This window comes from Pseudomonas sp. Irchel 3A5 (genome assembly GCF_900187575.1).
Classification (GTDB): Bacteria; Pseudomonadota; Gammaproteobacteria; order Pseudomonadales; family Pseudomonadaceae; genus Aquipseudomonas; species Aquipseudomonas folii.
In genome coordinates this window covers 224159-239045 of record NZ_FYDU01000005.1, presented here as the reverse complement: position 1 = coordinate 239045, position 14887 = coordinate 224159, and the positions used below count along the sequence as shown (strand labels likewise).

Below are 14887 nucleotides of genomic sequence, written 5' to 3'. Positions count from 1 at the left end.
CAGTGCCTCGTAAAAAAGTGTCATTCAGTCAGAGAGAGGATGCAATGCTCCAGCAACAGGCAAGGGATGAACAGTTCTGGCAGGCCATCGCCGGGCGTTACGACGTCGAGCCAGGGCCGATCAATCTGGAGAACGGCTACTTCGGGCGCATGACGCGTGAAGTCATGGAAGACTATCGTCGTAATATCGATTACGTGAACCGTAGCAACTCGGTGTATGTGCGCCGTCAATTCGATACCCACGACAGCGCCATGATCCACGGCCAACTGGCGCAACTGCTGCAGGTCAGCGCGCAAGAAATTGCCATCACCCGCTGCGCGTCGGAATCGTTACAGTCGCTGATCCGCAATTACAACCAGTTGCAACCTGGCGATCAGGTACTGATCTGTGATCTGGATTACATCAGCGTGCAGTCCGCCATGCGCTGGCTGGCCAAAAGTCGTGGTGTCGAAGTCATCGAGATTTCCCACGTCCATCCCGCGACCTACGAAGACCTGTTGAACAGCTATCAGCAAGCTTTCGAGCAGTATCCCCGGCTCAAGCTGATGGCGCTGACGCATGTCACCCACCGCACAGGGCTGGTGATGCCGGTCCAGGCCATTGCCGGTCTGGCGAAAGAGCACGGCGTGGATGTCATCCTTGACGGTGCCCACGCCCTGGGCCAACTGGACTTCAAACTCGACGAGCTGGGCGTGGCATTCGCTGGCTACAACCTGCAGAAATGGATTGGCGCGCCGTTGAGCTTGGGTTTTATCTACGTGGCACGGGACAGGATTTCTGCTATCGACCCGGACATGGGCGACACACGCTATGCCAGCGACGACATTCTGTCGCTGGTGCCCTACGGAACACCGAATATTCCGGCCTGGATGACCTTGCCCAAGGTGTTCGAAGAACATGCGGCGATGGGTGGCTCAGCCAGCAAAGGCGCACGTCTGAATTACATGCGCGACCTGTGGGTCAAGCCTTCAAGAGCGCTGGAGCATATCGAGATTCTGACTCCAGACGATCCGCGGCTGTATTGCGGGATCACCGCGCTGCGCTTCACCCGTCATATGGATCAGCAGAAGATGGTTGAGCGCTTGCTGGAGGACTACAACCTGTTCACCGTCGCCCGGGAAGGCGCAGCGTGTGGGCCGTGTATCCGGATTACGCCGGGGTTCAGTACCTCGGCAGCGGATATGGGGGTGTTGGTGGAGGCGTTGCAGCAGTTGGGTTGATGGGATTTCAAACTGTGAAACTCTATGTGGGAGCAGAGCTTGCTCGCGATAAGGCTGGACGCGGTTCACGTTAGATCGCGTCCAGCCTTATCGCGAGCAAGCTCTGCTCCCACAAGAATCAACAGCGGATTAATCAGTCGAACAACGCCATTGCCTGTGCGGTGGCTTCCTGGATGCGGCCCCAGTCGCCATTCTTGACCCAGGCGTTGTCGATCATCCACGTACCGCCGACGCACATGACGTTAGGCTGCGCCATGTAGCTCTTGAGGTTGTCGGCGTTGACGCCGCCAGTTGGGCAGAAACGCACTTCATTGAAGGGACCGCCAAGGGCTTTGATCGCTGCAACACCGCCGCTGATTTCAGCCGGGAACAGCTTGAAGCGGCGATAGCCCATCGCATAACCAATCATGATCTCCGACGCACTGCTGATGCCGGGCAACAGCGGCAGCGGGCTGTCGAGTGCGGCTTGCAGCAAGTCCTGCGTGCTGCCTGGCGTGACAATGAACTGCGAACCGGCTGCTTCGGCGTCGGCCAGCATGTGCCGGTCGAGAATAGTGCCAGCGCCAACGCAAAGCTCAGGGCGCTGCTCACGAAGAATCCGGATTGCGCTCAGGCCAAAGGCCGAGCGCAAGGTGACTTCCAGCGCCGTCATGCCTCCGGCGGCCAAGGCGTCTGCCAGCGGCAGGACGTCCTCGTCACGCAGGATGGTGATGACCGGCAAGATTTTCGCCTTGGCGCAGAGTTCGTCAATCTGCTTGATCTTGTTCGCCATGCTGTTCAGCGGCTGAGTGGTATCGACGGTGTTCATGGCGGCGGATCCTTTTGTTATGGGCACCAGTAAATCTCAAGTGAAGAGTCAAGGAAGGCTCGAATTGGCATTTCAGCGAGATCATCGCCTGCCAATGCGGCCCGCAGGGTGTCGAGTTTGGCCTGACCGGAAACCGACAGAATCGGCAGGCGCGCCGAAGCCAGCAGTTGACGGGTCATGGTCAAGCGTTGATGGGGAACAGCAGGCGCCAGCATTGGCAGGCAGCGGCGTGTACTGTCCAACTGCAACGCTTCGTTCAGGTTCGGGCTGTTCGGGAACAGCGAGGCGGTGTGTCCGTCATCACCCATGCCCAGAATCAGCACATCGATCGGCGGCAGCTCAGCCAGCGCCTGATCAGCCGCTACGGCGGCTTCTTCGAGGCTCGGCGCGACGGTGTACAAACCGAAGAAACGCGCTTTGGCCGCCGGACCTTGCAACAGGAAACGCTGCAGCAGGCCGGCATTGCTGTCGGCGTGCTCAACGGGCACCCAGCGTTCATCAGCCAGGCTGATGACCACTTTCGACCAGTCCAGCGGCTGTTGCGCCAAGCTCTGGAAGAACGCCACCGGGCTACGCCCACCGGAGACAACCAGCGTCGCCACGCCCTTGGCGTTGATTGCAGCGTTGAGCTGTTCAGCTACGTTGGCAGCCAGTGTCTCGGCCAACTGCTGCGGACTGTCAAAATCCCGAGCCACAAGGCCTTGCGGGAATTCAAGTTCACATATCGCCATACCACGATCTCCCATCACGAGTAATCAGGGCAATGGAGCTCATGGGCCCCCACGATCCGGCGGCATAAGGCTTGGGCGCATCGCCCGCCTTTTTCCAACCGGCGATCAACTGATCGCACCACTGCCAGGCGTACTCAATTTCATCTTTGCGAACAAACAGGTTCTGATTGCCGCGCATGACTTCCAGCAGCAAACGCTCATAGGCATCAGGGACGCGTGCGCTGCGGTAAGTGTCGGAAAAATTCAGTTGCAACGGGCCGCTGCGCAGCTGCATGCCCTTGTCCAGGCCTTGATCCTTAGTCATGACCTGCAAGGAAATGCCTTCGTCCGGCTGCAGGCGAATGATCAGACGGTTGCTGATCTGCATGCGTTGCTCGGGGGCGAAGATGTAGTGCGGCGGCTCTTTGAAATGGATCACGATCTGCGACAGCTTCTGCGGCATACGTTTGCCGGTACGCAGATAGAACGGTGTACCTGACCAGCGCCAGTTACGAATATCGGCACGCAGGGCGACGAAGGTTTCGGTGTCGCTCTGGGTGTTGGAGTTCTCTTCTTCCAGATAACCCGGCACGGCTTTGCCTTCGCTGTAACCCGCGGTGTATTGACCACGAACCACCTGAGTGGCGAGGCGCTCCGGCGTGAACGGTGCGAGAGCCTTGAGCACCTTGACCTTCTCGTCACGAATACTGTCGGCGGACAGATCACTCGGCGGGTCCATGGCGATCAGACACAGCAGTTGCAGCAAGTGGTTCTGGATCATGTCGCGCAGTTGCCCGGCCTGATCGAAGTAACCCCAACGGCCTTCGATACCGACCTTTTCCGCAACAGTAATTTCCACATGGGAAATGTGATTCTGGTTCCACTGGGTTTCAAACAGGCTGTTGGCAAATCGCAGGGCAATCAGGTTCTGAACGGTGTCTTTGCCCAGATAGTGGTCGATGCGGTAGACGCGGCTTTCCGGCAGGAACTGCGCCACGGCGTCGTTGACCCGACGCGAGGAAGCAAGGTCATGACCGATGGGCTTTTCCAGCACGGCGCGGGTGCGGTCGGTCAGGTTGACCGACGCCAGGTTTTCACAAATCGCGCCATACACCGAAGCAGGTGTCGCGAAGTAAGCGATCAGGGTTTCGGCATCGCCCACCCGCTCGGCCAGCGCGACGTAATCCTCGGCCTTGAGAAAGTCGACGTGCAGGTAACTCAGGCGCGCCTGAAAACGCTCAACGTGTTCTGTTTCAAGTTGTGCTTCGGGAACGAAGCGGCGCAACGATTCTTCGATGTGTGCCAAATGCTGCTGTTCGTCGCCAGCCTCACGCGCCAATGCGAGAATTCGCGTGTCGGCATGCAGCAATCCAGCGCGGTCGAGCTGATAAAGCGCCGGGAACAGCTTGCGCACTGCCAGGTCGCCCAAGGCGCCAAACAAGGCAAAAGTGCACGGTTCAACCGTAATCGAGAGCATAATGTTGGTTCTTTTATCAAGTTAAGCTACAAATACCTTTTTTAAAGGCGTTACTCAAGGCCATATGTAGTAATAACCACAACATTCCATCTAGAAGCATATTCCAGTGGTGATCAACACAGGCCCTGAGTACGATAGGCCACCTTTGCTACAGGCTAAAGGGCCTATGTGCCTGCCCTCAAAAAAACCTGAGCAAATCTGCCTGATTAGGACTTTGAATGGACCACTCAAGAAATCTTCTGGAGCAGATCCAGAGCCGCCTCGAAGAGCTCAACAAAGCTGAGCGCAAGGTAGCTGAAGCGATTCTTCTTAACCCACAACAAGCAACTCGGTTCAGTATCGCGGCATTGGCCCAGGCTGCAAAAGTCAGCGAGCCGACCGTCAATCGCTTCTGCCGCTCCTTTGCTGTCAGCGGTTATCCAGAACTCAAATTACAGTTGGCGCAAAGTCTGGCCAGTGGCGCGGCGTACGTCAGTCGTGCAGTTGAAGCCGACGATGATCCCGAGGCCTATACCAAAAAAATTTTCGGCAGCGCGATTGCCTCGCTGGACAGCGCCGTTCAGCAACTGGACCCGGCGCTGATCAGCAAGTCTGTGGACATGTTGATTCAGGCGCGGCAGATCCACTTCTTCGGGCTGGGTGCTTCGGCCCCTGTGGCGCTGGACGCCCAGCACAAGTTCTTCCGTTTCAATCTGGCGGTGACCGCCCATGCCGACGTGCTCATGCAGCGCATGATTGCCTCGGTGGCACACACCGGTGAGTTGTTCGTGATCATTTCCTACACAGGCCGTACGCGGGAGCTGGTGGAAGTGGCGCGCATCGCACGGGCCAATGGCGCGTCGGTGCTGGGTCTGACCGCAGCCGGCTCACCCCTGGCACAGGCCAGTACGGTGAGCCTGAATATCCCGCTGCCGGAGGACACCGATATCTATATGCCGATGACCTCGCGGATCATCCAGCTCACCGTGCTCGATGTGCTGGCTACAGGCATGACCCTACGCCGCGGCGTGGACTTCCAGCCGCATCTGCGCAAGATCAAGGAAAGTTTGAATGACAGCCGGTATCCGGTTGAGGATCAGGGGTAGCGCTTAAAGCTTTCTGTAGGAGCTGCCGAAGGCTGCGATCGCGGCGTATCAGGATAAATGCTTCGCAGCCTTCGGCAGCTCCTACAGAAAATGAGTTCAACTTAGCCATCAATGCAGCAAACACGCCTGCAAACTCAACTCCACCTGCTCACCCGGTGCCAGGCTCAGGCTTTCATCGTTACCTGACGCCGCTTCAACGCAGACAAAGCCGGATGCTTCATCGCCAGCCACGCCAAGCAGCGGCCTGTTACCCGGATGCCAGACGACGGTTCGGGCGTTGTCGCAACTGTTGATGCCCAAACGACGCTGCCAGGTTTGATCTTCCAGTTGCAGCGAGCCGGTGTGTTCGAACACCCGCTGACAGCCGCCAGCGACGCGTAGCTCGCCTTCCTGCCGACAGGCCCGCCGATTCAGTTGATCATAGCCCTGAGCGCCTTCCAGCCCTTGCAACGCAATGTCTTCTACATCACTGATGCGCCAGTAAGCATGCAAAGCGTGGCCAAACTGGCAAGGCTCGCTGTCCTCGTGACAGGTGCTGAGTCGCAACTCCATGCCCTGCCCCAGTTCGGCATATAAGTCAGCCTGCCAGTCACACAATTGCAATCGCCAGTGCAGGCTGACGCCGGACTCGCTTTCGTGGCTCTCGATCAGCTTCCAATCCAGCAATCGACCCCAGCCATGCGCAGGCCAGCCAGGTTCATTCGGGTGCCGCCCATGCCAGGGCCAACACACCGGCACTCCGCCGCGGATCGCGCCCACTTGCGGCCAGCGAGATGCGCACCAGAGCCAGGGCTTCTGCCCCGTGGGCTGGAAATGCAGCAGTTGCGCCCCCTGACGACTGAAAGCGGCCTGGCACAAAGGATGATTGATCAGCAGCACATCGCGGTGCTGATGACGCTCCCATTCAAAAGTCGGCCGGGCGCGTCGGGATGTGAAGAAACGCTGTAGGGGGTGTTCGGACGTTTGTGGGTGTTTGGTGGTCATTGCTTTTTGAATCACCTGCATGTGTAGGAGCTGCCGAAGGCTGCGATGCGGTAGATCTGACACACCGCGATCGCAGCCTTCGGCAGCTCCTACAGAAAATGGCGTTCCATCACTCAAAAAAAACGGGCAGCCAGGCTGCCCGTAAAGCACACACGACCCTTGAGCTTTTAGAACTTGGTCTGCAACTTAATACCTGCGACCAGCGCATCATCAACCTGATCAACACCACCTGGGTGCTTGATGTACTGCAGGTTAGGACGGACAGTCAGCCAGTCGGTTACGTGTACACCGTAGTAAATCTCGGAGTTGTACTCGCTCTTCTGGATAGGCAGGTAAGCCGGGTTGTCGTAATCATCAACACCGTTGACGGCGTTGATCTGACGGGCACGATCGGAGACGTTATCGTTGACGTGGATACGCGAAACACCAATACCGATGTCATCCTTCGGACGCGCATCGAACGGCCCTTTGAAGACCATGCCGACTTGCAGGAAGTTGTCGACGAAGTTGGTGTCCTTGTCATGCACGGTAGCGTTGGCAAACAGAGTCAGGCCGCGGGACGGATCGCCACTGAAGGTACTGACCTGTTGTTGCGCCACGACCCACCAGCCAGTCTTTTCGTTACGCGACTTGAACGCCGCGCCGGTCAGACCCTGAGGCTGGCCATTGACGTCCTCATAGCGGTCGTCGGCGCTCGGGCTGCTGAAGTAGTAACCCAGACGGTATTCGCCAGGCAGCGAATTGACGGTCGGTGACCACACCACTTCGACCGGGACCAGCGTACCCTTGGAACCACTGCCGCTCAGCTTGAAGCCATTACCGGTTTCCAGATAAGACGGGTTCTGCTCGTAAACGCCGATCTGCGCGTATACCTCAGGTGTGATGTTGTATTTCACACGCAGAGCCCATTGGCTGACCGGCCAGTTGTACCAGGTGTCCACGTAGTTCGCCGCCTGGGTGCCGCAGAACGTCAGGTTCTGGAAGTCGCAAGGGAAGCTGCCGAAGTCCTCACCCTCCCCCATGCGACCAGCCTTGATGTCGAGTTTGCCGTCGAAGAATTTCTGCTTGACCCACATCTGCGTCAGACGCCAGGTCTGGCCCCGACCCCAGACTTCCTGAGAGGAACTCAGGGTGCCGACACGTGGATCGCCGAGACGGTCATTGGAAATGTTCTTGCCGCTACGTTCGGTGATTGCCAGTTTGAACTCGGCATCGTTCCAGCCGAACGCTTTTTGCAGGTCAATGTTGACGCCCAGTGCGAACTGATCGCTGTAGCGCGCGGTTTTGTCAGTGTTGTAGCCGCCGTGAACGTTGGACCCCATCTCACCAACATATTCGAGCGAGAAATCGTAGCCCTTGTCATACAGTTCCTTGCGCAAGCCACCCCAGTCTCCGGTCATATGCCCGTTGGGGTTGTAGGGCTCGATGGCGTAAGCCGCGCTGGAAAAAATCAGCGCACTCAATACAGACAAACCACCGACTAGCTGGAACTGATTAAGCGATTTATTACGTAGCTTCTTCATCCCTTGGATCCTCATTTTATTTTTATTAGCTTTTACGGCATTGACAACGACTACTTCGTGTGTGCCGGCAGGACGCTCTTATGGCAGTGAGCGTCCGGCTGGCAGTGCCCGGTCAGTTACGGTTGATCTGGGTGACATTCGCTGCACGCTCGACAGGCGGCTGGCTGGCAAGCACCCCAAGGCGCTCGCCAGTGGCGGCATCAAAAAGCAGCACTTTGGCGGGGTCGAATTGCAGCGTGAGGCTTTCGCCTACCTGCGGCGCGACATCCGGCGCCAGGCGGCAGCAGACTTTGCTCTGATTGAGTGTGACGAATACCAGGGTGTCCGGCCCGGTGGGCTCAGTGACCTGAACCTCAGCGCGGATGGTCGGCAAACCATTGGCTTCCGACGGCGCGAGCACGATCTGTTCAGGGCGCAGACCAAGGATCACTTCGCGATCTTCCAGACCGGCATCGGTCATGCCCAACGGCAACTCGCAGCGCGCCTGACCGCTATCAAGCAACGCGAGCAGACGTCCTTCCTTGCGCTGCAAACGCAGAGGAATGAAGTTCATCGGCGGCGAACCGATGAAGCTCGCCACGAACAGATTGGCCGGATCGTTGTAGATCTGCTTGGGCGTGCCGAACTGTTGAATGATGCCGTCCTTCATGACCGCCACTTTGTCGCCCAGGGTCATCGCTTCGATCTGATCGTGGGTCACGTAAACAGTGGTGGTTTTCAGACGTTGGTGCATCAGCTTCATTTCGGTACGCATCTCGACCCGCAGCTTGGCGTCGAGGTTGGACAGAGGCTCATCGAACAGGTAAATCTTCGGCCGCCGCGCCAGCGCTCGTCCCATCGCCACACGCTGTTGCTGCCCGCCGGACAACTGCCCCGGCTTGCGATTGAGCAGGTGCTCGATCTGCAACAGCTTGGCAACGCGATTGACTTCTTCGTCAATGGCCGCCGCGCTCATCTTGCGGATCTTGAGACCGAACTCGATGTTCTCCCGCACGCTCATGGTCGGGTACAGCGCGTAGGACTGAAAGACCATGGCGATGTCGCGGTCCTTGGGGCTCATGCCGCTGACATCGGCGTCGTCGATCAGGATCGAACCGGCGCTGATGTTTTCCAGCCCCGCGATGCAGTTCATCAGGGTCGATTTACCACAGCCGGACGGACCGACCAGAATCAGGAATTCGCCGTCCTTGATCTGCAGTTCGATGTTCTTCAGCGTGTCCGGAAGGCCCGCGCCGTAGGTCTTGTTTACGTTACGTAATTCGAGCGTTGCCATGTTTACCCCTTGACTGCGCCGGCCGTTAGCCCGCGCACGAAATACTTGCCGGCGACGATGTAGACCAGCAGAGTCGGCAGCCCGGCGATCATCGCGGCCGCCATATCAACGTTGTATTCCTTGGCACCGGTACTGGTGTTCACGAGGTTGTTCAGCGCCACGGTGATGGGCTGCGACTCACCACTGGAGAACACCACACCGAAGAGGAAGTCGTTCCAGATCTGAGTGAATTGCCAGATCAGGCAAACCATGATGATCGGCGTCGACATCGGCAAAATGATCTTGCCAAAAATCGTAAAGAAGCCCGCGCCATCCAGCCGTGCAGCCTTGACCAGCGCGTCAGGGATGCTCACGTAATAGTTACGGAAGAACAGCGTGGTGAAAGCCAAACCGTAAACTACGTGCACGAACACCAGACCGGTGGTGGTGCTGGCCAGCCCCATCTTGCCCAGCGTGAAAGACGCTGGCAGCAATACCGTTTGAAACGGCAGGAAGCAGCCAAACAGCAACAGGCCGAAGAACAGTTGCGAGCCGCGAAAGCGCCACATCGACAACACGTAACCGTTAAGAGCACCGATGGCCGTGGAAATCAGAACGGCAGGCACGGTGATCTTGATCGAGTTCCAGAAGTAGCCGTCCAGCGTTCCCCAGGCTTTGACCCAGCCAATGCCGGTGACCACGGAGGGCCAGCTCAGCAGGTTGCCGGTGCCAATGTCTTCAGGTGTTTTGAAGCTGGTGAGGAGCATGACCACCAGCGGTACGAGATACAGGAAACAAGCGAGGATCAATACCGCGTAAATAGCGATACGACCGAAGCTGAGGGCCGGTTTGCCGACATGACTAGTCATTGCGCTTGGTCCTCAGCTCGGAATACAGGTAAGGCACCAGAATCGCCAGGATCGCGCCGAGCATCAGAATCGCACTGGCCGAACCCATGCCCATCTGGCCACGGCTGAAGGTGAAGGAGTACATGAACATGGCAGGCAGATCCGAGGAGTAACCCGGTCCCCCAGCTGTCATCGCCGCCACCAGGTCGAAACTCTTGATTGCGATGTGGGCGAGGATCATTACCGAACTGAAGAACACTGGACGCAGGCTTGGCAGCACCACTTTCCAGTAGATTTTCGGCATGCTCGCGCCGTCGATTTGTGCCGCACGGATGATCGACTGATCAACACCACGCAGCCCCGCAAGAAACATCGCCATGATGAACCCCGACGACTGCCAGACAGCGGCGATCACCAGGCAGTAAACCACGCGATCCGGATCTACCAGCCAGTCCAGGCGGAAACCTTCCCAGCCCCAGTCCCGGAGCATTTTGTCCAGCCCCATGCCAGGGTTGAGCAACCACTTCCAGGCGGTGCCGGTAACGATCATCGACAGCGCCATCGGGTACAGATAAATCGTGCGGATAAAGCCTTCGCGACGGATACGCTGGTCGAGGAACACGGCCAGCAACACGCCAATCGCCAGACTGATCGCGATGAACATGCCACCGAAGACCATCAGGTTCTTGCTGGCCACCCACCAGCGATCGCTCTCGTACAGGCGCACGTATTGCGACAGCCCGGCCCACTTGTAGCTGGGCAGAAAAGTCGAGGTGGTGAACGACAGGACGAACGTCCAGAGGATGTAACCGTAAAAACCGACCAGCACGATGAACATGCTCGGCGCCAGCACCAACTTGGGCAGCCAGCGTTGCAGCGCATCAAGCGGCGAGGCTTTGCTGAGGGCAGCGACAGAGCTCATCGAATCACTCACATTGAACAGATCATTTCCAGTCCGCAGACGTGCCTGACACCGGAATACGATGTCATCAGCACGAACCGCGGCCGGGGTTGGTTAGCGACCAGACAAACGAATTACTTGGCTGACTTGACCGCCGTACCAAGTTTCTTCGCAGCGTCTGCCGGGTCAGCTTTCGGGTCGTTGATGTAATTGGTGATGACATCAAAGAATGCGCCCTGGACTGCCAGCGTAGTCGCCATGTTGTGCGCCATGCTTGGTTGCAAACCGCCGGTTTTGGCATCAGCCAGGAAATCCTTGGCAGCGGTTTGCGCGCAGGAGTCGAAGCCGTACTTGCCCATGTCGCTGAGCATGTCGTTACGAACCGGGATCGAGCCCTTATTGATGCTGAAGACTTTCTGGAAGTTTTCACCCAACACGACTTTGGCGATGTCCTGCTGACCAGCCGCCGTACCGGCGTCTTTCTGCTTGAATACGGCCAGTGAGTCGATGTTGTAGGTGAAGGCTTTTTCGGTACCAGGGAACGCTACGCACTCGTAGTCTTTGCCAGCGACTTTCTTGGCGGCGGTCCATTCGCTCTTGGCCCAGTCACCCATGATCTGCATGCCGGCTTTGCCATTGATGACTTTGCCTGCTTCCAGGTTCCAGTCCTGACCTTTGCCGTCGACATCCATGTAAGTCGCGACTTTCTTCAGCTCGGTCAGGGCCTTGACCATTTCCGGGCCAGTCAGCGCGCCGTTGTCCAGATCTACCAGTGCTTTCTTGTAGCCGTCTGCGCCCATCACCGACAGCACGACCGCTTCAAATACGGTGCTGTCCTGCCATGGTTGACCACCGTGGGCCAGCGGGATGAAGCCGGCTTTTTTCAGCTTGTCGCCCGCTGCGTAGAATTCTTCGAGGGTTGTAGGGTTTTTCTCAATACCGGCTTTCTTGAAGACTTCCGGGTTGATCCACAGCCAGTTGACGCGGTGAATGTTGACCGGCACGGCCACATAATCGCCGTCGTACTTGACGGTGTCGGAGACTTTCTTGTCCAGCAGGCTGTCCCACTTCTCTTCTTTGGCGACGTCCTTGAGAACGTCGGTGTCCAGCAAGCCAGTGGACGCCCACTCCTGAATATCAGGACCTTTGATCTGCGCTACACCGGGCGGGTTACCTGCTACGGCACGGCTCTTGAGCACCGTCATCGCCGTAGCGCCACCACCACCGGCGACTGCGCCGTCCTTCCATGTGAAGCCGTCTTTCTCGACCTGAGCCTTGAGCACATCCACAGCTGCTTTTTCACCACCGGAAGTCCACCAGTGGACGACTTCCACGGTGCCTTTCGAATCGGCGGCAAGAGCACTCAGAGGGAACAACGAGGCAACAGAGATGACAGCTGCGAGGCGGGAGATTGAATTCATCGATTTAACCTTTCTTGTTGTTATGCATGAGCAAGTCTGTGCTTGCGCTGCATGGAGTCTAACCAAGGGTTTTGAAAGAACAGTAACGAAGGGACGCGCATTGGTCACAGGATGGTTACATTGGCGGAGTGCGGTCTACGCGATGGTGTCGTGGGACCGGCTTTAGCCGGGAAGAGGTCAGTACAGTCGCTACATCTTCATCGCCTGGAATGCCGCCTTCCCGGCTAAAGCCGGTCCCACGTCTTGAAATGATCAATCCGTTCTAGGCAAATACAACGTCACCCGCAGTCCGCCGCCGCGCAGGTTCTGCAGGCTGACCTCACCGCCATGGCTGTGTGCGATGTTACGGGCGATGCCCAGGCCGAGGCCATAACCTTGCTGTTGATTGCCCGCGAGCCGGAAGTGCGGTTCGAACACTCGCTCAAGGCGCTGCTCCGGTACGCCCGGCCCTTCATCGTCCACGTGCAGGACGAAGGCCTGGAGGTTGTCCTCGATCTTGAGGTGAGCTTTGGTGCCGTATTTGAGAGCGTTGTCGATCAGATTGCCGATGCAGCGCTTGAGGGCCAGCGGTTTGCCAGGATAAGGCCCCAGCGCCTTGCCCTCCTGCGTGGCGTTGCCATTGCCATGAGGCGCCAGGTAAGGCTCAACCAGGCAATCGAGCACATGGTTAAGGTCAACAGCCTCGATGTTCTCGTGAATGTCAGTGTCCTTCACGCATTGCAGCGCGCCTTTGACCAACAGCTCCAGCTCATCGAGGTCGCGGGTGAATTTGGCTTGCAGGGCTTCGTCCTCAAGCAACTCGACGCGCAGTCGCAAGCGAGTGATCGGTGTGCGCAGGTCATGGGAGATCGCGCTGAACAATTGACCACGCTCGGTCAGGTAACGGCTGATGCGAGTACGCATGGCGCTGAACGCCCTGCTGACCTCCACTACCTCACTGGCACCGCCTTCGACATCCGGCTCGACATCCGCCCCCAGCGACATGTCGCGCGCAGCCCGTGCCAGACGTTTGAGCGGCCGACTCTGCCAATGCACCAGCAACCCAATGAACAACAGCAGAAAACCGCTGGTAAGCAGGATGAACCAGACCTGTTGCAGCGGCAGGTCCTGTTCTTCAAGAGTGGTGTAAGGCTCAGGCAGCAGCGACGCGATGTACAACCACTCCCCTGCCGCCAGCTCGATTTGCGTCACCAGCACGGGCGGGTTAACAGGTTCCAGGGTGAGTGCGTAATGCGCCCAGGAGCGCGGCAGTTCATCCAGAGTCAGACCGCTATTGAAAATGCGCAAGTCTTCAGGCCGTACGAACCACACTGCAATGGCCGGATCATTGCCCAGATGCTGACGCAGCACGTCGTCGACGGCGGTCAGCACCGCCTGTTTACGCGGCGTGGCATCCAGCACTTTCATGTCCAGCGGACGATCATTGAGGGACACCACAAAGCGCGTGCCGCCCATACTGCGCAGCTGGTCAAGCACCAACGGGCGATAGGCCAACGGCAAGGACCGGAAGTAACTCACGCTGGCCGCCATGGAGTGAGCAAGACTGCGCGCACTGGTGACCAGACCTTCCATTTGCGTAGCACGCAGTTGCGACAGCCAGATCACACTCGATAGCGCCTGAGCCAGCAACACTGCCAGCAAGGTCAACAGCAACATGCGCCCAAGCAACGAGCGTGGCAGCGGCAAACAGCGCCGTGGTGCATCGTTGATCAGCACTCAGTAACCACTGCTGGCTTGGCAGATCACATTGGCAGCCAACAGATAACCACTGCCACGCACGGTCCGGATCAAGCGCGGCGACTTGCCGGTATCACGTAGACGCTGGCGAAGACGGCTGACCGCCATATCGACGATACGCTCCAGGGGCATCAGTTCTCGGCCACGGGTGGCGTTGCCGATGGTGTCACGGTCGAGAATCTGTTGCGGGTTATCGAGGAACAGCTTGAGCAGCGCAAAGTCAGCGCCGGACAGGATGACCTCCTCACCGTCACTGTGGAACAGCCGGTGGCTGACCATGTCCAGCCGCCACTCATCAAAGGTCAGCACGTCACCGCCCACGCGCTCTTGTCCGAACTGCGCACGCCGCAACAGGGCTTTGATACGCGCAACCAGCTCTCGCGGGCTGAAAGGTTTGCCGAGGTAGTCATCCGCTCCCAGCTCCAGACCGATCACACGGTCTGCTTCATCGGAGCTGGCGGTGAGCATGATGATGGGCACATGGGGATGGCGAACATGTTGGCGCACCCAACGGCAGAGGCTGAAGCCGTCTTCGTCGGGCAGCATCACGTCGAGGATCAGCAGGTCGCCGGGTTCGTCATTGAACGCCTGACGAAAGCCCGCACCATCGCCGACGGCACGCACCTGAAAGCCGGAGCGGCTCAGGTAGGTTTGCAGCAACTCACGAATCTCCTGGTCGTCATCGACCAGCAGGATCGATTTACTGACTGAGCTCACTGGGATCGTCCTTGTTGCTATGGATCGTTATTGTTAGGGGTGGAACTGAAATCTTACTCACATCCTGAATTGTGGGAGCGGTGCTTGCCCGCGATGAGGGCGCCATGATCTTGAATCGCGCGGACCTTATCGCGGGCAAGCACCGCTCCCACACGGGATTGCATTCCAAATTTTAGAAATCTGGTGCCCGATTGAATTTCAAAA

Annotated in this window: 13 protein-coding genes; 2 read left to right on the top strand and 11 right to left on the bottom strand. The window is 58.0% G+C overall.

Annotated features, from left to right (window positions below; translation table 11 throughout):
* Nucleotides 1-44: 44 nt before the first annotated feature.
* Nucleotides 45-1220, top strand: a complete 1176-nt coding sequence (locus CKW31_RS10135) for an aminotransferase class V-fold PLP-dependent enzyme (protein ID WP_095094195.1) — start codon at nucleotides 45-47, stop codon at nucleotides 1218-1220.
* A 133-nt stretch (nucleotides 1221-1353) separates the two neighbouring features.
* Here the strand turns inward: CKW31_RS10135 and CKW31_RS10130 are convergent, their stop codons facing one another.
* From CKW31_RS10130 to zwf, 3 genes are read right to left on the bottom strand one after another with little or no spacing between them, the layout of a single operon-like run.
* Entirely contained in the window at nucleotides 1354-2028 is a 675-nt protein-coding gene (locus CKW31_RS10130; RefSeq protein WP_027901051.1) for a bifunctional 4-hydroxy-2-oxoglutarate aldolase/2-dehydro-3-deoxy-phosphogluconate aldolase, read from the bottom strand.
* 17 nt (nucleotides 2029-2045) lie between these two features.
* Entirely contained in the window at nucleotides 2046-2759 is a 714-nt protein-coding gene (gene pgl / locus CKW31_RS10125; protein ID WP_095094194.1) for a 6-phosphogluconolactonase, read from the bottom strand.
* A complete protein-coding gene (gene zwf, locus CKW31_RS10120; protein WP_095094193.1) occupies nucleotides 2746-4215 on the bottom strand; it encodes a glucose-6-phosphate dehydrogenase in 1470 nt (489 codons plus the stop codon). Before zwf ends, pgl begins: the two co-directional genes overlap by 14 nt.
* 218 nt (nucleotides 4216-4433) lie before the next feature.
* Here zwf and CKW31_RS10115 point away from each other — a divergent pair, with 218 nt between their 5' ends.
* The gene (locus tag CKW31_RS10115) at nucleotides 4434-5300 is read left to right on the top strand and encodes a MurR/RpiR family transcriptional regulator (protein WP_027901054.1); all 867 of its coding nucleotides are present in this window, start codon (nucleotides 4434-4436) and stop codon (nucleotides 5298-5300) included.
* A 108-nt stretch (nucleotides 5301-5408) separates the two neighbouring features.
* On the opposite strand, the gene CKW31_RS10110 is transcribed toward CKW31_RS10115, so the two are convergent.
* The 8 genes from CKW31_RS10110 to CKW31_RS10075 all read right to left on the bottom strand — a co-directional run bounded on the left by CKW31_RS10110 (nucleotide 5409) and on the right by CKW31_RS10075 (nucleotide 14683).
* On the bottom strand, nucleotides 5409-6284 hold the full coding sequence (locus tag CKW31_RS10110; RefSeq protein ID WP_095094459.1) for a D-hexose-6-phosphate mutarotase: 876 nt from the start codon (nucleotides 6282-6284) through the stop codon (nucleotides 5409-5411).
* A 167-nt stretch (nucleotides 6285-6451) separates the two neighbouring features.
* Nucleotides 6452-7807 carry a carbohydrate porin gene (locus CKW31_RS10105; protein ID WP_095094192.1) on the bottom strand — a complete coding sequence of 452 codons (1356 nt, stop codon included), beginning with the start codon at nucleotides 7805-7807 and terminating at the stop codon, nucleotides 6452-6454.
* 112 nt (nucleotides 7808-7919) lie between these two features.
* On the bottom strand, nucleotides 7920-9080 hold the full coding sequence (locus CKW31_RS10100; protein WP_095094191.1) for an ABC transporter ATP-binding protein: 1161 nt from the start codon (nucleotides 9078-9080) through the stop codon (nucleotides 7920-7922).
* A gap of 2 nt (nucleotides 9081-9082) precedes the next feature.
* Nucleotides 9083-9928 carry a carbohydrate ABC transporter permease gene (locus CKW31_RS10095; protein ID WP_095094190.1) on the bottom strand — a complete coding sequence of 282 codons (846 nt, stop codon included), beginning with the start codon at nucleotides 9926-9928 and terminating at the stop codon, nucleotides 9083-9085.
* The gene (locus tag CKW31_RS10090) at nucleotides 9921-10829 is read right to left on the bottom strand and encodes a carbohydrate ABC transporter permease (protein WP_027898725.1); all 909 of its coding nucleotides are present in this window, start codon (nucleotides 10827-10829) and stop codon (nucleotides 9921-9923) included. Before CKW31_RS10090 ends, CKW31_RS10095 begins: the two co-directional genes overlap by 8 nt.
* A gap of 113 nt (nucleotides 10830-10942) precedes the next feature.
* Complete coding sequence (locus CKW31_RS10085; protein ID WP_095094189.1) at nucleotides 10943-12229, bottom strand: ABC transporter substrate-binding protein; 1287 nt, start codon at nucleotides 12227-12229, stop codon at nucleotides 10943-10945.
* A 252-nt stretch (nucleotides 12230-12481) separates the two neighbouring features.
* Nucleotides 12482-13885, bottom strand: a complete 1404-nt coding sequence (locus CKW31_RS10080) for an ATP-binding protein (RefSeq protein WP_095094457.1) — start codon at nucleotides 13883-13885, stop codon at nucleotides 12482-12484.
* Between the two features lie 60 nt (nucleotides 13886-13945).
* Nucleotides 13946-14683, bottom strand: coding sequence for a response regulator (locus CKW31_RS10075; protein ID WP_095094188.1), 738 nt, complete (start codon nucleotides 14681-14683; stop codon nucleotides 13946-13948).
* Between the last annotated feature and the right edge of the window lie 204 nt (nucleotides 14684-14887).